The following is a 21668-nucleotide window of genomic DNA, read 5'->3' as shown; positions in this document are numbered from 1 at the left end:
TCTTGAGATAGGGTTTCAGGCCTGATCCGCGACTTCGGTGACCGCAGTCGTAGCAGGCACGCTCAGCAGAAAACGATCGACGGCGATATCCAGCCCCCCTCCGCACGCCGACGCAAGACTGCGGATCAGGCGGAGGGAAAAGCCCAGTCCCAGCAAAGGGCCGTCCGGCCACTGCCCATCCTGGTCGTATGATGGATCGAGAAGGTCACCCTCCTCCCTGCCAGCCAGCGAGGCGGGCCTGTCCAATGCCAGCACGATCCTCCCGGTCGGACCGTCGGCCTGATAGCGGCAGTTTCCCCGAACCGCTTCATCTGGTAGCGAGACGGAAACAAGCGTGCGGAACAGGTGCTGGATCATCCGTTCCCCCTGTACCGCCTCTACAAGCATGGGCGGCAATTGCGGAGCGATTTCGATCTCGATCCGACGATCCGCCATATCGCGGAAACGCGCCATAATCTGAGTCAGAAGCAGCGTGGGATCGACCGTTCCCGATCCCCTGTTTCCATCACGCTCCGTGATCTTCGCGGCAAGCTCCAGATCGTCGAATGCCACCAATAGATGTTGCGCGTCCGCCACGATCTTTCCGGCCATATCTTTGTATTGCGCTCCCGCCGGACCGAACATCTCCTGCTCGATGATTTCGGCGAAACCCAGGATGGCATTAAGGGGGGTACGCAATTCGTGAACAAGTTGACGCAGGGAATCGGGCGAGAGCCCCGCCACGGCCATGTCAGCGGCAGGATCGCCATGGGCAACCTCGTGGAGATAGGGTCGACGAGCCTCGCCTCTGAACCCCTCGAAACGACCGCTCTGCCGATCGAAATACGGCGTCGCCGACAGTCGCCACTCGCCCGCCATCGCGCCGCCGATGATTGTAAACCGACCGCTCTGAAACCCGCTCCGACGTCGGAATGCGCCTGCGACATATCCATCGGGTCCGCTGCTATGTCCATAGGACGGGTCCGCCAGCGACAGGCCCACCAAGGCAGCGCGGGGCCCTTTGTCCACCCAACGGATGATGCCGACCGCGTCGGTTTCGAAAGCAAATGTGCCAGGGATGGTGTTGGGAACGTCGAGCGATGCCGAGCGCTCCACCTCCGTCACCTTGCGCTCGCTGGTAAAGCGGGCGATGCGGTCCACAAGATTGCGAATCTGAGACTCGTCCCCGACGGGGCGGCGCAGCGGCGTAACCTTCGCAGCCCCCATACGCGGCCGCGCATCTTGAGGTTCCATGTCCGCCGTTAGCAGCAGATCGGGCACCCCCACCATGTCATCCCGCGCCGTCGTCAGCACCAGATCATGCGCACCGAATGCCTCCAGCGCCTTGCGCGTAGCATGGCCGATATCCCGGCGGCTGCGCAGGACTCCCCGCGCCGTTGGCCCCAGTTCGGGCAGCATGGCAACCCAGGCTGCATCGGGCAACTGCGCCCGCGCTATGGCTGCGGCGGTAACCGATGGCCGATCGTCGCAAAAGAATTTGGTGAGGATTGGCGAACGAAGCCGCCCGCCCAGCTCGACCACCGTGGCAAGCCGCTGGGTTTCGTTCAATTGATTACGCAAACCAGCCAGGCGCTCAATCAGAGCCGCTCGTTCTTCATCCGAAAAATCCGATCGCCCCGTCCTGTCCCGTTGCGCCAGCAGATCGACACATTGGCGCCAAAGCGTCACAGGATTCGGGCCGCCGCCGTCGCCTGCTGCCAACACTGTCTGCATCAGGTCGTTGAAACGCACCAAAATCCCCGTAGTTTTCGATCACGCGGGCCAGTTAGAGCTGTCTGGACGCGTCGCGACAGCATTAGGCGGTTGGCATCCAAAGGGAAAGAGGATGTAAGCCGCTGCGATCTAATGCGAACGTCGCATAGTGGGACAATTGCAATACGGTGAAATTTTATTATGATCGCCGGTATAAACTGGACAGGAAATAATTCGGATAATGGCGGGCCCAAATATCGATGACATCGATCTGCAAATTCTGGGAGAATTGCAGGAAAACGGCAGGATGACCAACGTGGAACTCGCGCGCAAGGTCGGCTTGACCGCGCCGCCATGCCTGCGCCGGGTGCGGGCGTTGGAAGAGGCGGGGGCGATCACGGCATACCATGCCGTGGTAGACCCATCCATGCTGGGCTACACCATCACCGTTTTCGCGATGGTCAGCCTCAAAAGCCAGGCGGAGGCAGACCTGAAGGCGTTTCAGGACCATGTGGCCGGTCTTCCAGAAGTGCGCGAATGCCATATGCTCAATGGCGAGATCGACTTCATCCTGAAGGTCGTTGCGAAAGATCTTCAAGGTTTCCAGCAGTTTCTGACTTCGAAACTGACGCCTGCTCCCAATGTGGTGAGCGTCAAGACGTCGCTCACCATCAGAACGTCGAAGAATCTCCCGGGTGTCCCGCTTCCTATATGAAGCGGGACCGGTCAGCAGGCCGTCACGCGGCCTTCTGATCCTTGTGGTCCACCCACACTGACCAGAAGCCCGCGACCGCCGCCCAACTGCCGCCTACTTGAGCCAATGCAGCGCGCGCTCCGGGCAGATCGCCCGACCGCGCGAGCGCTACGCCAAGACGAGTGTTGACGCGATTGCTGTCGATGCCGCCCTTGGTCAGAGCAGCGCGATATTGCTCGGCGGCCTGCGGATATTGCGCCAGCGAGAAATAGTCGTCCGCAACGGCCAGCGCATCCTTGCCGTTGCTGGAAGCCGCCGCCTTCTTGGCCAAAGCCGGGAGCGCTGCGATTTCCTTGGGCGCCTTGGGCGTTACCGCTTTCAAAATCTGGCTGGTACTCGAATGGGTGGTCGTGAGCTTGCCTGCCGATCGACCGGATTCGATGATTGTCTTCGCTTCGGAAAAATAGCCCGCCTTTTCGGCAGCCTGCGCATATGCCTGATAATCGCGTTCGCTTGCCATCGCACCGTTCGCGGCCTGCAGGCGATAGAGGTCTAGCTGAAGCTGCGGTTCGATCTCGGCCGCGGCCTGATAGTTGACCAGCGCCGTCCGCCATTCTTCCTTGTTGTCGATACGGCTCAGCCTTTCACGATAAAGCTGACCCACTTCCGTCCAATCGCCAGCTTGGTAAGCCATGGAGATGGCCTTATCCAGCCAGGCGACGGGAACTTCCTTACCAGCCGCCTTCTGCGCCATGATCGCCTGCTGAACTAATGGGCGGGCTTCCTTGGGCTTGTTCCGGCGAAGAGCGATGTCGGACCGCAACATCAATGCATCGACGCCGTCATAGCCAAGCGTCTTGGCATAATCGAGCTGCGCGATCGCGTCGTCATAATTGCCAACCTTATACGACAGATAGGCCGCCGCGAACCGGAGGCGCGGTGCATCGGTCTTGGGCACGGAATTGGTTTTGAACATGTCGGTCAGCGCGATGCGCTGGGCCTGCGGGTCGAGCTTTTGCGATGCGAGTTCGAAACGAAGCCCGGCAGCGACATAGGCTTCGAAATCGTTGCTCGGCATAAGCGCGGATATGCTCGACTGCGCGGCTGCTGCATCGCGCGCCCGCAACGCATTTTGTGCAGCCTGCACGGATGCGCGGAAGCTGTCGGACATGAGGATGGGCGGTCCGGCGACCGGAGGGACCTTCTTCTTGGCGAGCGCCGGACTTGCGATCAACGCGGTTGCCACGAGAAACTGAGAAAGGTTGAAAATGACGGAACGTGAACGCATGGCCTGAATGGCCTCCCCCGGAGAACGCAAAAAGATAAGGACCATGCCATGGCCGCCACCCAGCAGGTGACGACCACGGCATGGAAAATGGATCAGGCGCCCTTGGTGCCGAGATAGGCGAGCCAGAGGCCAGCGATCTGCTTGCGTGCGCCGCCCTGAACGGCGCTGAACGCCGCCTTGGCACCGGCAAGGTCGCCGCCCAGCGTCTTGGCGATGCCAAGACGCGTGTTGACCTCATCCGCGTCGACGCCGCCCTTTTGCTTGGCGAGCTCGAACATGGACGCCGCCTTGGCATAATCGCCATAGCCCAGATAGGCGTCGGCGGTCGCCGCTGCGATCTTGCCGTTCGCCGCCTTGCGTGCGTCGGCTTCGGCGGACCCGAGCGAGCTCTTGTCCCCGGCAATCCTTGCTACGGCAGGCTGATAGACATCCGCCCCCTGGCTGGCGTTAAGGACGCCCTTCGAACGCCCTTTGTCGATCACCGACTTCACTTCACCATAGATACCGGTTTTCGACGCCATTTCGGCATATTCGGTAAAGTCGGCAGCGATAACAAGGCCGTCTGACGCCCCCAAAAGGCGCAGCACGTCGAGGTTTTCACGATTGCTGATAGTCGGGTTCGCGCGCTGGAACAGGCGGACCAACGTGCGAAGATTTTCGCCGCTCGGATTGGCCTGATACGCCATCTTCGACCATTCAGTCACATCAGGCAGCTTCGCAGCCTCTGCACGGCTGACGCCGATCTGATACCATTGCGGGGGAACCTGCTGCCCAGCCGCCTTCATGGCATCGGCCGCCGCCTTGAGCGCCGCCAGACCCTTTACCGTATAGCCACGGGCAGGTTCGGCGGAGGTGTTGGTCGTTCCGGCCTTTCCGAAATAAGCCTGCGCCAGCGTGGGGTTCACAGACTCGGGCTTATAACCCGCAGCCAGAGCCGCTTCCGAACGTTGGATGGCGACATCGTAATTCTTGGCTTGAAGCGCTTGATCGGCAGCTACGGCATTGAACTGCCCTGCCTGCTCGGGCGGCGTCAGGCCGCTGTCGAGCATCTGGTTGAGAGCTTCGGTCTGAAGTGCGCTGTCCTTCGACGTGATCGACAGGTTAAGCTTGATCGCGCCGATCTGGTACTTGTCGTCATTCGACTTCGCCTTGCTGTCCGCATCCGCAAGCGCGGCCTTGGCGGCGGCGAAGTCCTGCTTGTCAATGGCTTGCTGCGCCGTCTGCAAGGACTTGATGACGTCAGGCGAGACGTTGAGCTTGGGACCAGCCTTCTTCTCTTCCTTCTTCGCGGCAAAGGCAGGCGCGGAAACCGCGCCGCCCGTCAGCGCCAGAGCCAGTGCAAGCGACACCGGAGTAATAAAACGCATGATCCTCTTCTCCTCTGTACGCCCGCCGGGTAAGCGGGCGTCGAATGGGGTTGGCGCCCGAATAGGGGCGAGCGCGTGAACGGCCTTTGAACAAGCCTATCTCGGCTCGTTTTGCAACAGTTATGCATGGCTTTCGTTCCGCCTGCGAACGGATCGGCGCGGCATACCGCCTTGTCCGCACACGCGGGCGCGCGAGCGCGCGCGAGGGGTGACAGATTTGTTTCGCTCCGCTACTGACGCAACCAAGATCAGTTCCATCCAAAAAAGAGAATCGCATTGACCGACGAGACCGTCCTCGCCGACCCTTCGGATATCAGCCCCATCTCTATCGTCGAGGAGATGAAGGCCAGCTATCTCGATTATGCCATGTCCGTCATCGTGGCCCGCGCCCTCCCGGACGTGCGCGACGGTCTGAAGCCGGTACATCGCCGCATTCTCTTCTCCGCCCAGGAATCGGGCTTCGTCTACAACCGGCCCTACCGCAAGTCCGCCCGCCTTGTCGGCGAGGTGATGGGTAAATATCACCCCCACGGCGACAGTTCGATCTACGACGCATTGGCGCGCATGACCCAGGACTGGTCGATGCGGGTGCCGCTGATTGACGGCCAGGGCAATTTCGGTTCGATGGATCCCGATCCGCCAGCGGCGATGCGCTATACCGAAGCCCGCCTTGCCAAGGTCGCCAATGCGCTGCTGGAGGATCTCGACAAGGACACCGTCGATTTCCAGCCCAACTACGACGCTTCGGAAAACGAGCCGCAGGTGCTCCCTGCCCGCTTCCCGAACCTGCTGGTCAACGGCGCCGGCGGTATCGCCGTCGGCATGGCGACCAACATTCCACCGCACAATCTGGGCGAAGTGTTGCGCGCCTGCCTCGCCTATATCGACAATCCGGGCATCACCACCGACGAGTTGATCCAGATCGTCCCCGGCCCCGATTTTCCGACTGCGCCGCTTATTCTGGGCCAGTCCGGCGCACGTAGCGCCTATCATACCGGACGCGGATCTATAATGATGCGGTCGCGGCATGTTGTGGAAGAGGGACGCGGAGATCGCCAATCCATTGTCCTTACTGCCATCCCGTATCAGGTCGGGAAAAACGGCCTCGTGGAAAAAATCGCCGAGGCCGCCAAGGAAAAGCGGATCGAAGGCATCAGCGATATCCGCGACGAATCGAGCCGTGAGGGCGTGCGCATCGTCATGGACCTCAAGCGCGACGCGACACCCGAGGTCGTGCTCAACCAGCTTTGGCGCAACACGCCCGCCCAATCGAGCTTCCCGGCCAACATGCTCGCCATTCGCGGCGGTCGCCCCGAGTTGCTGGGCCTGCGCGAGATTATCGAGGCGTTCGTCAAGTTCCGCGAGGAAGTCATCACCCGTCGGACGAAATACGAACTGAACAAGGCGCGCGACCGAGCGCATATCTTGCTTGGACTTGTCGTCGCCGTCACCAATCTCGACGAGGTGGTGAAGATCATCCGCGGGTCCGCCAGCCCCGCCGAGGCGCGTGAGGCGCTGCTGGCGCGCAAGTGGCCCATCGGCGAGATCGCGTCTTATCTGCGACTGGTCGAAGCCATCGAAGGCGACATCGAAGGCGACAGCTACACGCTGTCCGACATCCAGGTCCGCGCGATCCTCGACCTGCGCCTGCATCGCCTGACCGCCCTTGGCCGGGACGAGATCGGCAAGGAACTCGCAGAACTGGCCGAAGCCATTGCCGAATATCTCGCCATCCTGGGCGATCGCGTGAAGCTCTATGCCGTCATGCGAGAGGAATTGGAGGCGATCGAAAGCGAATTCGCGACCCCTCGCCTGTCCGAAATCACCGCCGCCGCCGACGGGATCGAAGACGAAGACCTTATCGAGCGCGAGGACATGGTCGTCACCGTGACCGTGCAGGGGTATATCAAACGCACCCCGCTCGACACCTTCCGGGCGCAGGCGCGCGGCGGCAAGGGCCGGTCAGGTATGGCGACCAAGGATGAGGATGCGATCACCGAATTGTTCGTGACCTCCACCCATACGCCGGTGCTGTTCTTCTCGACCGCAGGCAAGGTCTATCGCATGAAAGTGTGGCGTCTGCCCGAAGGCGGGCCGGCCACGCGCGGGCGACCGATGGTCAACCTGCTGCCTCTGGGTCCGGGCGAAACCATCTCGACCGTCCTGCCGCTGCCCGAAGACGAGGCCGAATGGGCCAAACTGCACGTCATGTTCGCAACCGCTAAGGGTTCGGTCCGCCGCAACAGCATGGACGCCTTTGCCAACGTCCCGTCCAACGGCAAGATCGCGATGAAGTTCGAGGGCGAGGATGAGGATGACAGGCTGATCGGTGTCGCGCTGCTGGATGAAAGCGACGATGTGCTGCTCGCCACCCGGATGGGCAAGGCAATCCGGTTCCAGGCGGACGATGTGCGCGAATTCCAGAGCCGCAACTCCACCGGCGTGCGCGGCATGAAGCTGGCCGAAGGCGACGCGGTCATCTCTCTGTCGGTGCTGCACCGCTCGGGCGCGGACCCCGAACAGCGTGAGGAATATCTCCGCTTCGCGCCATGGAAGCCGGAGAAGGACGGTGAGATGCAGGATCGCGCCATGTTCCAGCACATGCAGGATGCCGAGCAATTCATCCTGACCGTTTGCGCCAACGGCTATGGCAAGTTGTCCTCGGCATACGAATATCGCCGCACGGGGCGCGGGGGTCAGGGCATCACGAACATCGACAATATCGGTCGCAACGGTCCCGTCGTCGCCAGCTTCCCGGCGACTCGCGCCGACCAGTTGATGCTGGTGACCGATCAGGCGAAGCTCATCCGCATGGGGCTCGATTCCCTGCGTGTCATCGGACGCAATTCGGCGGGCGTTCGCCTGTTCAACGTTGCCGATGACGAGCATGTCGTGAGCGCCGCCCGCATCGAAGAGAATGACCCGGCGGAGGGCGATCTATCGACCGATGAGGTCTTGGATGCCGAAGGTGCGAACAACGATGTGGACAACTCGAACACGTGAACGAACTTTTCGCCTATAAGGTCCTGACGGCCGAGCAGTTCGACCGGTTCAAGGCCGAGGGCGTGTTCAAAGGCGCGCCGGTTGACCTCGCCGATGGCTATATCCACATGTCGACTCGCGACCAGGCGGCGGAGACGGTCGCCCGGCATTTTGCCGGGCAGGACCGACTCGTCATGGTGATGGTGGACCTTGCGCCGCTGGGCAGCGGGGTGAAGTGGGAGGTGTCGCGCGGCGGTGCGCTCTTCCCGCACCTTTACGGCGACCTGCCGTGGAGCGCAGTGGCCGGCAAGGTCGTGCTGAGGATCGGGGATGATGGCGCGCACCAGTTCCCGGCGGGGTTTTGACGCTTCAGGTAACGATCAGCGTGACCGCGACATGCTCTCCACCCCACCCTGCCGGACGACATAGTTCCACCCTCCCCAACGGATATGGCGGGACGTGGCGGCGCAAAGCTGAACGATGCAATGGGCCCATGTCACGACGAAAGGCAGCGCCGCGTCCCACACAAGCGATCGGTGCGCCTTTGCAGCCTGGGCAGGTTCCAGCACCGTACCGATGATGCGGCTCCGCAGGATCGCCCTGGTCCAAGCGGCGCCATAGCCTGTGGCGACCGCACTCCAGCCGCCCCAACCCAGTGCCCATAGCCAACCCGCCGACTGCATCGCCACGACGCCCGTGGCGATGGCCCACATGCCGATGCTGTTGGTGAAGATATGCCGATATTGCCGGACGCCGAAGCCCAGAAGATCGCCGATCCCGCCCGCCACGGGACTGGCAATGAGCAGATCGCGCACGGGTCGCAGCCGCAGCTTCGCGCGCCATCCGGCAAGACCGATGCTCAGGTCGTCCGACAATTTGCCCGCCAGCGCCGCATCCAAATCCAACCGATCGGCAACAGCCCGGCTCATCGCCATCGCACCGCCCCAGGGCATGGTGGCGTTGGCGGAACGAGGCAGCGTCGCCAACTGCATCTCCACGGCCCCGACCAGTGCAGCCATCCCGGCTACTTCGGGCAGCAGCAAGCGATAGCCGGTGACGATGTCCGCCTTCCCCCGCACCAGCGGAAAGAGCAGCCGCCCGACGAGCCGCGCGGGCGGTTCTATGTCGGCGTCGACGAAGACGAGCCATCGGTCCCCAGGTCGCAGCGCGCGCAGGGCGGCGCGCAGCTTGTGGACCTTTTGCCCTTCGTCGGTCGCGATTCCCGCCGCGACGACCTGCACCCACTCAGGCTCGCTCACCCCCAGCGCTTCGGCCTCCAGGCAATCACCCGACGTTGCGAGCAGCAGGCGAGAAGGCGCGCTCTGTCCCTTCAGCCGCGCAATCAGGTCCGCCCCGCCATCCCAATCGTCGCGCAGGCTGAGGATCGTGACAGCGCCATCCGGAGCCTCTATTCGACGATCGGCCGGGATATGTCGCCAATAGTTGAACACACCGACCACGGTCAGCGCCTGTAGCATAGCCCAAAGCCAGATCATTGCGTGCGCCACACCCTTTACCGTCCTGACGGCTGCTGTATGACGCTCCGGCCATGCTCTCCAACCCCTTTCTCTTCGCGGTGATGCGGCATTTGCCCGCCGGAGCCGCATCCTGGCTCGGCGGATGGCTGTCGGCCCATGTCGCGCGGCGCAATATGAAGCTGCGCGATGCCCGGGCGCGCGCCAATCTCGCGATCCTGCGTCCAGAGCTTTCCCCGGCGGAGCGTGAGGCGATGCTGACGCGGCGCTGGGTCAATATCGGGCGCACGATGGCGGAACTCGCCAATATCGACCGGCTGGTGAACGACGCGCATGTCCGCGTCATCGACAAGGAAGGGTATCAGGCGGTTCTGGACGGCCCCGGACCGATGATCGCCTTTACCTGCCACCTCGGCAACTGGGACCTGCTGGCGGCGCACATCAAATGGTCCACCGACCGCCCCGGCCTTGGCGTCTATGAAGACCCCGACGATCCCCGAATCGCCGCGCAATTGAAGAAAGCGCGGTCCAGCTACATGGGCGAGGCGATCGGCGGCGAAGGCGCGGCGCGCGGCGTGCTCAAGCATTTGACGCAGAAGGACCGCGCGACCCTCTACATCCTTGCCGACGAACGGCGGGACAGGCAGGTCTGGTTTCCGACATTCGGACGCCCCCTGGAACCTTCGGGCAACCTGTCCATCGCGCTCCGACTGGCGCGGAAGGTGGGGGCGAAGTTCCTGCCCTTCTACCTCGTCCGTACCGGGGGACCGCATTTCGCATTGCATTGGCACCCGCCGCTCGACCCGAAAACGATGAGCGATGCCGAGATCGTCGCGGCGCTCGACCGCTATCTCGGCCAGGCGTGCATCGCCCATGCCGACGAATGGCTGGCGCTCCACGACATGGATCTTACCCCATCCAGCCACGATGTGACTTGAGGCGCATTCCCCGCTAGAGCGCCAGGCGATGCCCCGACTCGCGATCAAGATGTGCGGCCTATCGACGCCGGAAACGGTGGGTGCCGCGGTGCGCGGCGGCGCCAGCCATCTGGGCTTTGTCCATTTCCGCAAAAGCCCGCGCCATGTCGAGGGCGACCGCATGAAGGCGCTGGCGTCCGCCGTGCCCTCGCATGTCGAGCGGGTTGCCGTGCTGGTCGACGCCCTGGACGATGAAATCGCAGGTCTGGTCGCGACCGGCGCGCTCACCATCCTGCAACTGCATGGCAAGGAAAGCCCGGAGCGCGTCGCCGCCGTCCGCCAGCGCTTCGGATTGCCGGTGTGGAAAGCGATTTCCGTGAAGACGCGCGCAGATATCGACGCCGCCGGCGACTATATCGGCGCGGCGGACATGCTGCTGTTCGACGCCAAGACGCCCGAAGGCACGCTGCCCGGCGGGATGGGGCTGCGCTTCGACTGGACGCTGTTGCGCGATACCGCTCCGTCGATGCCCTGGGGCCTGTCGGGCGGGCTGTCCGCCGACAATGTCGCAGAAGCGGTCCGCCTGACCGGTGCGCGCCTCATCGATGTCTCTTCGGGTATCGAGGACGTGCCGGGCATCAAGAGTGTGGACAAGATCATGGCCTTCTGCAAAGCGGTTTCCGCATGTTGACGCAGACCCAACCGCACGTGCGCATCGAAGGACGATGGCGCTGATCGCTTCCCTGAACGAAAGCGAACGCCCATCCTCGTCCCCGGAAAGATCGATCCATGACTGACACCATCGCCTTGCCCAACAGCCTTCGCAGCCAGCCTGACGCCAGCGGCCATTTCGGCGCGTTCGGCGGTCGTTACGTTGCCGAAACGTTAATGCCGCTGATCCTGGAACTGGAAAAGGTCTATCTGGCCGCAAAGAACGACCCGACGTTCGACGAGGAATTTGCCGAACTTCTGCGCAGCTATGTCGGGCGGCCCAATCCGCTTTACTACGCAGAGCGTCTGACCGAAACCGTGCGCGCGACGGCGCCTGCGGGCAAGGGCGCGAAAATCTACCTGAAGCGCGAGGAACTGAACCACACCGGCGCGCACAAGATCAACAATTGCATCGGTCAGGCGCTGCTTGCCCGCCGCATGGGCAAAAAGAAGGTCATCGCCGAAACCGGCGCGGGCCAGCATGGCGTCGCCACAGCCACAGTCGCCGCGCTCTTTGGGTTGGAGTGCAAGATCTTCATGGGCGCTAAGGACGTGGAGCGGCAGAAGCCCAACGTCTTTCGCATGAAGCTGCTCGGCGCCGAAGTTGTGCCGGTGCATTCGGGTTCGGCAACGCTCAAGGATTCGATGAATGACGCGCTGCGCCACTGGGTGTCGAATGTGCACGACACTTTCTACATCATCGGCACTGCGGCAGGCCCCCACCCCTATCCCGCGATGGTCCGCGATTTCCAGTCGGTGATCGGCAACGAAACCCGCGCACAGATGCTGGAGGCGGAGGGCCGCCTGCCCGACATGCTGATCGCGCCGGTCGGCGGGGGGTCGAACGCCATCGGGATGTTCCATCCGTTCCTCGACGACCCCGAAGTGGCGATGATCGGCGTGGAAGCGGCAGGCGAAGGGCTGGACAAGAAGCACGCCTCGTCGCTGGCGGGCGGAGCGTCCGGAATCCTGCACGGCAATCGCACCTACCTGCTTCAGGACGAAGACGGCCAGATTACCGAAGCGCACAGTATTTCCGCAGGTCTCGACTATCCCGGCATCGGACCGGAGCATAGCTGGCTGCACGAGATCGGACGCGTGAAATATATGCCGATCAAGGATGACGAGGCGCTGGCGAGTTTCCAGAGTCTTTCCCGCCTCGAAGGGATCATTCCGGCGCTGGAGTCGGCGCACGCCGTCGCCGCCGCCGAACAAATCGCTCCGACGCTGGACAGGGACAGAATTATCGTCGTCAATCTTTCGGGGCGGGGGGACAAGGACATCTTCACCGTCGCCGATGCGCTGGGCGTGGAGATGTGACCATGGCGACCGATACCACCGCAGATCGCCTCTCCCGCCGCTTCGCCGCGTGCAAGACGCAGGGCCGTGCCGCACTCATCACCTTCGTGACGGCGGGCGACCCGGATGTCGCGGCGACGCCCGCCATCCTCGATGCGCTGGTCGAAGGCGGCGCGGATATCGTCGAACTGGGGATGCCCTTCACCGATCCCATGGCGGACGGCCCGGCGATCGAACTCGCCAATCTGCGCAGCCTGGGGTCGGGTACGAAGACGAAGGACGTGTTCGCGCTCGCCGCAGACTTCCGCGCGCGACATCCCGACACGCCGCTCGTCCTCATGGGCTATGCCAATCCCATGCTGGTGCGCGGGGCGGACTGGTTCGCGGACCAGTGCCGCGCCGCAGGCGTCGACGCCGTCATCTGCGTCGATGCGCCGCCGGAAGAGGATGCAGAAATCGGCCCCGCCCTGCGCACGGCGGGCGTTCACCCGGTCCGGCTCGCCACTCCCACAACCGATGCGGCACGGTTGCCGACGGTCCTGAACGGGGCCAGCGGCTTCCTCTACCATGTCGCCGTCGCCGGCGTTACCGGCAAGCAGCAGGCGGCGCAGGCATCCATCGAGATGGCGGTCGCCCGGCTCAAGGCCGCAACCGCCCTGCCCATCGCTGTCGGCTTCGGCGTGCGCACGCCCGAACAGGCCGCCGCGATCGGTCGTGTCGCCGATGGCGTCGTGGTCGGCTCTGCCATCGTGGACATCGTGGGCAGCCATGGCGACGCCGCCGCGCCCTTCGTCCGTTCCTTCGTCGCGTCGCTTTCGGGCGCGCTCGCTCCCCGGACCCAGGAGACCGCCGCATGAGCTGGATCAACCGCGTTCGCAACGCCATCCCTTTCATCCCCAAGAAGGAAACCAGCGCCGAGACGCTATGGCACAAATGCCCGTCCTGCGGCGAAATGGTCTTCATCAAGGAGTGGGAAGAAAATCTTTCCGTCTGCCCGCGATGCGGCCATCATGGCCGGATCGGGCCGATGGATCGGTTCGAACAGACCCTGGACGCGGGATTCGTCCTGCTGCCCACGCCGCAGGTGCAGGAAGATCCGCTCAAGTTCCGCGATACCAAGCGCTACCCCGACCGGATCAAGGCCGCGCGGCAATCGACCGGCGATCAGGACGCGCTTATCAACGCGCGCGGCGCGATCGACGACGTGCCGGTAGTCATGGGCGTCCAGAATTTCGCCTTCATGGGCGGATCGATGGGGATGAGCGTCGGCGCGGCCTTCATCCAAGGCGTGAACGACGCCATCGCGCATAAATGTCCCTATGTGATCTTCACGGCCGCAGGCGGCGCGCGAATGCAGGAGGGCATTCTGTCGCTGATGCAAATGCCACGCGCGACGGTCGCCATTCAGAAGCTGCACGCGGCGGGGCTGCCCTATATCGTCGTGCTGACCGATCCCACCACCGGCGGGGTCACCGCGAGCTATGCGATGCTGGGCGATATCCAGATCGCAGAGCCCAATGCGCTGATCGGTTTTGCCGGCCAGCGGGTCATCGAAAGCACGATCCGCGAGAAGCTGCCGGAAGGTTTCCAGCGCGCCGAATATCTGCTCGACCACGGGATGCTCGACATGGTGGTGCATCGGCATGAGCTGCGCGACACGCTGGCACGGGTCATCGGTTACCTGACCCCGCGCGCCGCCGCCTGACGCAACCGCCGTGGCCGATCACGCCGTTTCGGATGACGCGCAGGTACAGGCGCAACTCGACCGGCTGTGGTCTCTGTCCCCAGGTGCGGACATTCTGGGGCTGGAGCGGATCACGCGGTTGCTCGAACGGCTGAGCGATCCGCATCGCGCACTGCCGCCGGTGTTTCATGTCGCTGGCACCAACGGCAAAGGGTCGACATGCGCATTTCTGCGGGCCGCGCTGGAGGCGGACGGGCGTCAGGTCCACGTCTTCACGTCCCCGCATCTCGTGCGCTTCAACGAGCGTATCCGGGTCGCAGGTCAGCTGATCGGCGACGAGCCGTTGGCGCGCTATCTGGAGCGTGTGCTCGACATCGCGCAGGGGGTCAACGCCAGCTTCTTCGAAGTGACGACAGCCGCAGCCTTCCTGGCCTTCGCCGAGCAGGAGGCCGACGCCTGCATCATAGAGGTCGGGCTTGGCGGACGGCTCGACGCAACCAATGTCGTCACCGATCCGGCGGCCTGCGGCATCGCTCAGCTCGGCATCGATCATCAGGCGTTCCTGGGCGACACCATCGGGCAGATCGCGGCGGAAAAAGCCGGAATCGCCAAGCGTGGCGCACCGCTGGTGACGCTGCGCCACCAGGCGGCGGTCGAGCAGGTCGTGCAACGCGTCGCGGACGAAGCGAGTGCGCGCTGGGTCCCGCAGGGCGAGGCGTGGGACGCCGCCACCTATCGCGAGCGGATATATTATCGCGACGCTTTGGGGCGGCTGGAAACGCCGCTGCCGCGTCTTTCGGGCGCTCATCAAGTGCAGAATGCCGCGCTCGCCTTCGCCATGCTGCGGCATCAGGATGCAATTGACGTGAGCGAAGCGGCTCTGAAGGCCGCGCCGCTGTGGGCGCAATGGCCCGCGCGGCTTCAGCGGCTGGAGACAGGACCACTGATCGCGCCGCTGCCGCAGGGATCGACGGTGTGGCTGGACGGTGGCCATAATGCGAGCGCGGGCGAAGCGATCGCTGCCTATTTCACACAGGACAGACTCGAAGGCGGCAAGCTCCATATCGTCATGGGAATGTTGGCGAACAAGGACGTGGACAGCTTCCTTGCGCCGTTCATGAACAAGGTCGCGCATATTCACGTGCTGCCGGTCCCCGGCCACGACCATCACCCCGCCGAACGCTTCGCCGCCATCGCGGACCGGCACGGTATCGGGCACAGCGCTCATCCCGACCCGCAATCCGCCATCGCCGCCTTGGCCCACATGACTGGCGCATCTCCCAAGATTCTGATCGGCGGGTCGCTCTACCTTGCCGGGCAGGTTCTGCGACTAAACGAGCAATGGCCGAGCTGAATTTTCTTGCGACTCATTCTCATTAGCCTATCCTGTCTCGACAATGAGATGCGGAAGGCGATTCGATGGCGCAAATTGATCCTCTTGACCTCAGCCGACCCATGCCGGCGGGCTATGGCAACCGACTGTTCCTGTTCGTCATGCGGCGTATGGCAAGCGCGGGGGTGAACGACGCACATGCTGCCAATGCAATGCTGGGCGCATTCGGTCGCAGCTATCGCAGACCGCTGATCCTGATGCGGGCGATGATGCTGGAACTGGCGCGCGCGTCGAGCCGCAAGATCCTTGTCGCGCCCTGCTGTTGCGCGCGGATGACCCCCGACGAAGCGCGGATGATGCAGGCCACCGGAGACGCGTTGCGGCATCCCGACAGAGCGTATGGCCATGTCAGCGATCTTCTGGGCAACGATCATGCACTGGGCGCGCTGACCTGCCTCCAGGCAGTGGCGCAGGCGCATGCGGACCTGGGCCGCCCACTCGACATCTATGCGGGTTGATCGCTCTCCTGCGTCGCGGCCGTTCCCACGCTGGCGTCGATCAGACCGGCGCGCATCATCAGCCAGAACAGCAGGATGCCCGGCACCGCCAGCACGGTCGTGAACAGGTAGAAGTCGACATAGCCGAACCGCTCGATCATCGCGCCCGCAGTGGTGCCTGTAAGAAAGCGACCCACGATGCTGGCGGCAGCCGAGATCAGCGCATATTGCGCGGCGGTGAAACGCAGGTCGCACAGCGCCGAGAAATAAGCGACGACGGTGACACCGCCGATGCCGCTTGCGAAATTCTCGAACCCGATGGCGCCCGCCATGCCCCAATTGCTCTTGCCCAGCGCCGCCAGCGCCGCGAAACTGAAGTTCGAAACGCCCATGAGGATCAGGCTGAACAGGACCGACCGCTTCATCCCCATGCGGGCATAGAGGATGCCGCCCACGAAGATGCCGATGAGATAAGCCCAGAAACCGATGCCGACATCGTAGATCGCGATTTCGTCGTTGGTGTAGCCCATGTCGTCGAACAACAGGCGAAAGGTGAGATTGGCAAGCGTGTCGCCGATCTTGTGCAAAAGGATGAAGAGCAGCACTAGGAATGCGCCGCGCCGGCGGAAAAACTCCATCAGGGGGCCGGCAATGGACGCCCACACTTCCGACATGCCGCGCCGGGAAACGGGGTCGCGCCGCCGGTCGGGCTCGCCCATGAAAAGGCCGGTCAGCATCGCGGGCAGGGCGAACATGGCGCAGGCGAGATAGGCCCCCTGCCACCCGATCCGTGCAGCCAGCACGAGAGCCAGTGCGCCCGCGGCCACCGACCCGATCCGCCAGCCATATTGCGACATGCCAGACCCGATGCCGAGTTGCTCGGGCTTGAGCATCTCGATCCGATAGGCGTCGATCACGATGTCATAGGTCGCGCCCGCGATGCCGACGAGCACGGCGGCATAGGCGGTCTGCAACAGGCTGGAGGCAGGATCGACCAGCGCCAGGTTGGCGACGGCCAGGATCACGAGCACGCCCGACAGCAACAGCCACGACACGCGCTGGCCCAGCCGCCCGATCACAGGCAAGCGCACCCCATCGACGACCCAGGCCCATAACCATTTGAGATTGTAGACGAGGAAAGCGAGGGTGAAGGTCGTCACCGCCTTCTTGTCGATGCCGTCCTGTGCGAGACGCGTGGTCAGCGTCGCGCCGATCATCGCATAGGGAAAACCCGAAGACACGCCGAGGAAGAATGCGGCCAGCGGTGCCTTTTCGACATAGGGCCGCACCGCGTCCCGCCAACTGCCGCGTCCCTGAATGGCGTCCGTCATGAAAAAATACGTCCCCGATGACCAATCCCCGATCCGGGCCACCTTATGCCCTCATTGCCTTCACGCAAGCGCCATCGCGTTCGTCAGCGTGCGGGGCCGAATAAAGTGAGCCCATGCGGTATCCTGGGCCGCCGGGTGCCGCGCAGCACCGCGTCGATGACCTTGATCGCGGCGACGAGATCGCGCGAGGTGTAGGGCTTTGCCAGGCATCCGACCGCCATGGCCTGCGCGTCGATGGGGCACCGTCCGGTTACGAAAAGGACCGGAAGCGCCTGCGCTGCGGCATGGCGGGCGACATCCATACCGTTGCGATCGCCATACAGGCCGATATCGGCAATGACGAGATCGACGCCGCCGCCGTCGATCACCCGCTCCGCATGGTCGTAATCGTTCACCGTTGCTGCGATGCGATAACCGGCCTGCTCCAGCGTGTGTTCATTGTCGAAGGCGATCAGCGGCTCATCCTCGACCACGAGCACGGTGCGGATGCTCCTGCGTGGCGCTGCGCCCTCTTCCTGTTTGCGCAACCCTAAAAACATTTGCCAACCCCGCCCTCATTCCGCCATGCAGCCGATGAAACGCCGCGCCCCGCCAGCGGGTTGCCGATCCGGTGCCTGACACCGTTCATATGGGCGCTGGCGCAGCACGATTTAGCCGATACCGCCCTTTCGAACGCAAGGGAAAGAGCCGGTTCGCAACAAGAGGAATTGCCGTGGAACCGCCCAAGAAATCCGGACCGCCCCGCCGGGGCAAGCCAGGGGGGCCATCCCGTCCGGTGCGCCCGGACCATGGCGGCGGCAGGAAGCCGCCTTCCCGCGAAGGCTTTGGGGGATCGAAGGGCGCGCCCGGTGGGCCGCGCAATCGGACGAAGCCGGCGACGCCATCCAATCCCCACCCCGCCCGCGCCGCCGCGACGGCGGGCGGAAAGGATGAGCCGCAGCGAATCGCCAAGCTCCTGGCGCGCGCCGGGGTCGCATCCCGGCGTGAAATCGAACGGATGATCGCGGAGGGACGAATCGCACTCGACGGCGTGGCGGTCGAAACCCCTGCGACCCTGCTCCCGTCCCTGCACGGCGTTACCGTCGATGGGATCGCGGTGGCGGCCCCTGCCCCAACCCGGCTATTCCTGTTTCACAAACCCACCGGATGCCTCACCACCGAGCGCGACCCGGCAGGGCGTCCCACCATCTACGACCGGCTGCCGGAGGGTTTGCCAAGGCTGATGCCGATAGGGCGGCTCGACATGAATACCGAAGGGCTGTTGCTGCTGACCACCGACGGCGGGTTCAAGCGTCAGATGGAATTGCCCTCGACCGGCGTGCCCCGCACCTATCGTGCACGCGCGTTCGGAGAAGTCAGCCAGCAGCAACTGGAGGACCTGTTCGACGGGGTCGAGATCGAAGGCATCCGCTATGGACGGATCGAGGCCAATCTGGAGCGGCGCACCGGGCGAAACCAGTGGATCGAAATGACACTGACCGAGGGCAAGAATCGCGAAGTCCGCCGCGTGCTGGAGCATATGGACCTTAAGGTGAACCGATTGATCCGCACTGCCTACGGCCCCTTCACGCTGGGGGACATGCCGGTCGGCACAGTGGAGGAAGTGCGCCAGCACGATCTGATCGTCTTCCGCAACTCGCTCAAGGACTCCAAGGAATGAGGATCATCGCGGGCGACTGGCGGGGCCGCACGCTGGTCGCGCCCAAGGGGGATGCTACCCGACCGACAGCCGACCGGACGCGCGAGACGCTGTTTTCGATGCTGCTGAGCCGTATCGGGTCGTTCGAGAGTTTGAGCGTCGGCGACTTTTTCGCAGGATCGGGCGCGCTGGGGTTCGAAGCGCTGTCGCGCGGCGCGGATTCCTGCCTGTTCGTGGAGCAGGATCGCGCTGCGCTCGACGCCATCCGGCGTAACGGCGAAACGCTTGGCATCCGGGCCGATGTGCGGGCTACCAGTGTGCTGTCGCTGGGCAGCGCGACGAAGCCGCTCGACATTCTGTTCATGGACCCCCCCTATGGAACCGGCGCGGGACAGGTGGCGCTCGACAAGATGGCGCGGCTGGGTTGGACCAGCCCTGTCAGTTGGATCAGCATCGAAACCGATCGAGGAGAGGATGTGGCGGTCAAGGGCTTCGTCGCGGACACGGTGCGCGACGTGGGCAAGGCGCGGCTGACGCTATTGCGTGCGGAAAGCTGAACCGGGACATGAACAAGCCGCCCGGCATAAAACCGGACGGCCTGTTTCATAACCCACCTCCCTTGCGAAAAGGCTGGGCTTGGGGGCGCTTCAGCGGCGCTTGCGCATCTTACCCGCGTCGCCGCGATTGATGCAGCTGTCCTGCACTGTCTTCGAGCAGACGGGGTAATTCTTCGTTTCTGTGGGAGTCGGGGCCATGTTTCCCCCGCTCATCCCCGGACTGGCGGACGATCCCATCGGCGCGGCGGGATCATTCGGTGCGCCGGCAGGCGCAGATGCCATGCCCGGATCGGTGGGCGCTGTGCCAGTCGACTGACCGGCATTGGGATCGGCGGGCGGCGGCGGCGCTGCGGGATCCGTCGCGGGAGCGGCCATACCACCGGCAGGAGGCTGCGCAGCGGGCGCGCCCATATCCTGAGCGATCGCGACGCCGGAAACGGCGGAAAAGCTCAGCAATGCGGCACCGGCCAGAAAAATCTTATTCATCGGGATCATCCTTCCTATGTTCTTCGCCCCGCAAGCCCGCTCGGGCAGGGGGAGAACCGAGGGCGCTCGCCACCGTTCCTTACGGCGACGATCAAATGGCCTTCATCCGCGTCGAACCGAATATGCATGGGGAATTATCCCGGATAACGGTCGAACAGGGGCAACCGATCGAGGTTGGTCCACCATGACGGCGCGTCTGCCATCTGGATGTGCGCTTGCGGCGGCAGCGCTTCGATATCGTCCAGGGTGCCGGTCTGGATATCGATGCTACCGGGGAAGATGGTGTCGTTGGTATAGAACAGGCCGGTGCCGCATGTGCCGCAAAAGTGACGGGTCGCATGCTGCGACGATCGGTAACGTACCGATGTTCCCCTGATCGTCACCGCGTCCTGAGGAAACAGCGCCCATCCCACCATCGGCGCACCGGCGCTGGCGCGGCAGTCGGCACAATGACAAATCGCGCTATGCGCCGGTTCGCCCTCCGCCTCGTACCGTATTGCCCGACATTGGCATCCGCCTGTGACCATTTCTCTACTCCCTTGCATGATTCCCCTTTTGTTCTCATAATCGGAGGACCGCTGCAAGGGACGAACCCTTGCTCATCCTTCACGCTCACCTTAGTTGTCCTCCATGACGCTTCCTGCTTCTTCCCCCAACGATCCGCCCTATCTTCATGGCCTCAATCCGCCGCAGCGGGAAGCGGTGCTCACCACCGAAGGACCGGTGCTGGTCCTTGCCGGTGCCGGAACGGGCAAGACCGCTGCGCTGACGGCGCGGCTGGCCCATTTGATCGCGACGCGGCGTGCGTGGCCGTCCGAAATCCTGGCCGTCACCTTCACTAACAAGGCGGCAAGAGAGATGCGCGCGCGGGTCGGCGCGATGATCGGCGACGCGGTGGAGGGGATGCCGTGGCTCGGCACGTTTCACGCGATCGCGGCCAGGATGCTCCGCCGTCACGCCGAACTGGTGGGATTGCAATCCAACTTCACCATTCTCGACACCGACGACCAGTTGCGCTTGATGAAGCAATTGATCCAGGCCGAAGGGATCGACGAGAAGCGCTGGCCCGCGCGGCAGCTTGCCGGGCTTATCGACCAGTGGAAGAACAAGGGCCTGACACCGGCGGAAGTCGGGGCCGGAGAAGCGGAAGCCTATGCCCATGGCAGGGGCCAGGCGCTTTATGCCGCCTATCAAGCGCGGTTGCGTGACGTCAATGCGTGCGATTTCGGGGACTTGCTGCTGCATGTTCTGACGATTTTGAAAACGCATCGCGATGTGCTGGAGCAATATCAGCAGAAATTCCGCTACATCATGGTGGACGAATATCAGGATACCAATTCCAGCCAGTATCTTTGGCTGCGATTGCTGGCGCAGAACCGCAAGAATATCTGCTGTGTCGGCGACGACGACCAGTCGATCTATTCATGGCGCGGCGCAGAGGTCGCCAATATCCTGCGGTTCGAAAAGGATTTTCCAGGCGCGGCTACCATTCGGCTGGAACAGAATTACCGGTCGACGCCCCATATCCTCGGGGCGGCGTCCGGCGTGATAACGGAAAATGGCAACCGGCTCGGCAAGACGCTGTGGACCGACATCGATGTCGGTGAAAAAGTGCGCGTGGTCGGCGTGTGGGACGGGCCGGAAGAAGCGCGGCGCGTCGGTGAGGAGATCGAGGGGATCGAACGCAGCGGTGCGTCGCTGGAACAGGTCGCGATC

The 21668-nt window shown here is 63.5% G+C and carries 21 protein-coding genes; 13 read left to right on the top strand and 8 right to left on the bottom strand.

All coding sequences use genetic code 11. The features are described 5' to 3' along the window. Nucleotides 1-15 precede the first annotated feature (15 nt). Complete coding sequence (locus tag DI606_RS09385; RefSeq protein WP_293982051.1) at nucleotides 16-1713, bottom strand: histidine kinase dimerization/phospho-acceptor domain-containing protein; 1698 nt, start codon at nucleotides 1711-1713, stop codon at nucleotides 16-18. Nucleotides 1714-1933: 220 nt separating this feature from the next. On the opposite strand from DI606_RS09385, the gene DI606_RS09380 reads away from it, so the two are divergent. Next, nucleotides 1934-2407 (top strand): Lrp/AsnC family transcriptional regulator, encoded by a 474-nt coding sequence (locus DI606_RS09380; protein WP_293981989.1) that lies wholly within the window; start codon nucleotides 1934-1936, stop codon nucleotides 2405-2407. 22 nt (nucleotides 2408-2429) lie between these two features. On the opposite strand, the gene DI606_RS09375 is transcribed toward DI606_RS09380, so the two are convergent. After that, nucleotides 2430-3674, bottom strand: a complete 1245-nt coding sequence (locus DI606_RS09375; protein WP_293981986.1) for a tetratricopeptide repeat protein — start codon at nucleotides 3672-3674, stop codon at nucleotides 2430-2432. A 92-nt stretch (nucleotides 3675-3766) separates the two neighbouring features. Next, a complete protein-coding gene (locus tag DI606_RS09370) occupies nucleotides 3767-5041 on the bottom strand; it encodes a hypothetical protein (protein WP_293981983.1) in 1275 nt (424 codons plus the stop codon). A gap of 276 nt (nucleotides 5042-5317) precedes the next feature. Between DI606_RS09370 and gyrA the strand changes: the two genes are divergently transcribed. Both gyrA and DI606_RS09360 read left to right on the top strand, forming a co-directional pair. Continuing rightward, a complete protein-coding gene (gene gyrA, locus DI606_RS09365) occupies nucleotides 5318-8044 on the top strand; it encodes a DNA gyrase subunit A (protein ID WP_293981980.1) in 2727 nt (908 codons plus the stop codon). After that, the gene (locus tag DI606_RS09360; RefSeq protein WP_293981978.1) at nucleotides 8041-8388 is read left to right on the top strand and encodes a DUF952 domain-containing protein; all 348 of its coding nucleotides are present in this window, start codon (nucleotides 8041-8043) and stop codon (nucleotides 8386-8388) included. Before gyrA ends, DI606_RS09360 begins: the two co-directional genes overlap by 4 nt. 15 nt (nucleotides 8389-8403) lie before the next feature. Here DI606_RS09360 and DI606_RS09355 read toward each other — a convergent pair whose 3' ends face one another. Next, nucleotides 8404-9519, bottom strand: a complete 1116-nt coding sequence (locus DI606_RS09355; RefSeq protein ID WP_293981976.1) for a glycosyltransferase — start codon at nucleotides 9517-9519, stop codon at nucleotides 8404-8406. A 53-nt stretch (nucleotides 9520-9572) separates the two neighbouring features. On the opposite strand from DI606_RS09355, the gene DI606_RS09350 reads away from it, so the two are divergent. The 7 genes from DI606_RS09350 (at nucleotide 9573) to DI606_RS09320 (ending at nucleotide 15960) form a co-directional block, all read left to right on the top strand. Next, nucleotides 9573-10436 carry a lauroyl acyltransferase gene (locus DI606_RS09350; RefSeq protein ID WP_293981973.1) on the top strand — a complete coding sequence of 288 codons (864 nt, stop codon included), beginning with the start codon at nucleotides 9573-9575 and terminating at the stop codon, nucleotides 10434-10436. Nucleotides 10437-10464: 28 nt separating this feature from the next. Beyond that, a complete protein-coding gene (locus DI606_RS09345; RefSeq protein ID WP_293981970.1) occupies nucleotides 10465-11106 on the top strand; it encodes a phosphoribosylanthranilate isomerase in 642 nt (213 codons plus the stop codon). Between the two features lie 98 nt (nucleotides 11107-11204). Beyond that, nucleotides 11205-12446 (top strand): tryptophan synthase subunit beta, encoded by a 1242-nt coding sequence (gene trpB, locus DI606_RS09340; protein WP_293981967.1) that lies wholly within the window; start codon nucleotides 11205-11207, stop codon nucleotides 12444-12446. 2 nt (nucleotides 12447-12448) lie between these two features. Continuing rightward, nucleotides 12449-13282 carry a tryptophan synthase subunit alpha gene (gene trpA, locus DI606_RS09335; RefSeq protein WP_293981964.1) on the top strand — a complete coding sequence of 278 codons (834 nt, stop codon included), beginning with the start codon at nucleotides 12449-12451 and terminating at the stop codon, nucleotides 13280-13282. Further along, a complete protein-coding gene (gene accD / locus DI606_RS09330) occupies nucleotides 13279-14130 on the top strand; it encodes an acetyl-CoA carboxylase, carboxyltransferase subunit beta (RefSeq protein WP_293981961.1) in 852 nt (283 codons plus the stop codon). Before trpA ends, accD begins: the two co-directional genes overlap by 4 nt. Nucleotides 14131-14140: 10 nt before the next feature. Beyond that, the gene (locus tag DI606_RS09325) at nucleotides 14141-15463 is read left to right on the top strand and encodes a folylpolyglutamate synthase/dihydrofolate synthase family protein (protein ID WP_293981958.1); all 1323 of its coding nucleotides are present in this window, start codon (nucleotides 14141-14143) and stop codon (nucleotides 15461-15463) included. A gap of 65 nt (nucleotides 15464-15528) precedes the next feature. Continuing rightward, nucleotides 15529-15960 carry a DUF6628 family protein gene (locus DI606_RS09320; RefSeq protein ID WP_293981955.1) on the top strand — a complete coding sequence of 144 codons (432 nt, stop codon included), beginning with the start codon at nucleotides 15529-15531 and terminating at the stop codon, nucleotides 15958-15960. Here the strand turns inward: DI606_RS09320 and DI606_RS09315 are convergent. Both DI606_RS09315 and DI606_RS09310 read right to left on the bottom strand, forming a co-directional pair. Continuing rightward, entirely contained in the window at nucleotides 15948-17270 is a 1323-nt protein-coding gene (locus tag DI606_RS09315) for an MFS transporter (RefSeq protein WP_293981953.1), read from the bottom strand. The genes DI606_RS09320 and DI606_RS09315 overlap by 13 nt on opposite strands. An 83-nt stretch (nucleotides 17271-17353) precedes the next feature. Further along, on the bottom strand, nucleotides 17354-17809 hold the full coding sequence (locus DI606_RS09310; RefSeq protein WP_293981951.1) for a response regulator: 456 nt from the start codon (nucleotides 17807-17809) through the stop codon (nucleotides 17354-17356). Nucleotides 17810-17982: 173 nt separating this feature from the next. Here DI606_RS09310 and DI606_RS09305 point away from each other — a divergent pair, with 173 nt between their 5' ends. Both DI606_RS09305 and rsmD read left to right on the top strand, forming a co-directional pair. Next, nucleotides 17983-18930 carry a pseudouridine synthase gene (locus DI606_RS09305; protein WP_293981949.1) on the top strand — a complete coding sequence of 316 codons (948 nt, stop codon included), beginning with the start codon at nucleotides 17983-17985 and terminating at the stop codon, nucleotides 18928-18930. Further along, a complete protein-coding gene (gene rsmD / locus DI606_RS09300) occupies nucleotides 18927-19466 on the top strand; it encodes a 16S rRNA (guanine(966)-N(2))-methyltransferase RsmD (protein WP_293981946.1) in 540 nt (179 codons plus the stop codon). The genes DI606_RS09305 and rsmD overlap by 4 nt, the downstream gene beginning before the upstream one ends. Before the next feature lie 90 nt (nucleotides 19467-19556). Here rsmD and DI606_RS09295 read toward each other — a convergent pair whose 3' ends face one another. Together DI606_RS09295 and DI606_RS09290 are read right to left on the bottom strand one after the other, a co-directional pair. Further along, nucleotides 19557-19952 (bottom strand): Fe-S oxidoreductase, encoded by a 396-nt coding sequence (locus DI606_RS09295; protein WP_293981943.1) that lies wholly within the window; start codon nucleotides 19950-19952, stop codon nucleotides 19557-19559. 134 nt (nucleotides 19953-20086) lie between these two features. Then, nucleotides 20087-20479, bottom strand: a complete 393-nt coding sequence (locus DI606_RS09290; protein ID WP_293982048.1) for a GFA family protein — start codon at nucleotides 20477-20479, stop codon at nucleotides 20087-20089. A gap of 103 nt (nucleotides 20480-20582) precedes the next feature. Between DI606_RS09290 and DI606_RS09285 the strand changes: the two genes are divergently transcribed. Beyond that, the coding region (locus DI606_RS09285) for an ATP-dependent helicase (RefSeq protein ID WP_293981940.1) at nucleotides 20583-21668 on the top strand (1086 nt) is incomplete at its 3' end.

Source organism: Sphingobium sp., from assembly GCF_003248505.1.
Lineage (GTDB): Bacteria > Pseudomonadota > Alphaproteobacteria > Sphingomonadales > Sphingomonadaceae > Sphingobium.
The sequence above is the reverse complement of the archived record's forward strand: the minus strand, read 5'-3'. Positions and strand labels throughout refer to the sequence as shown.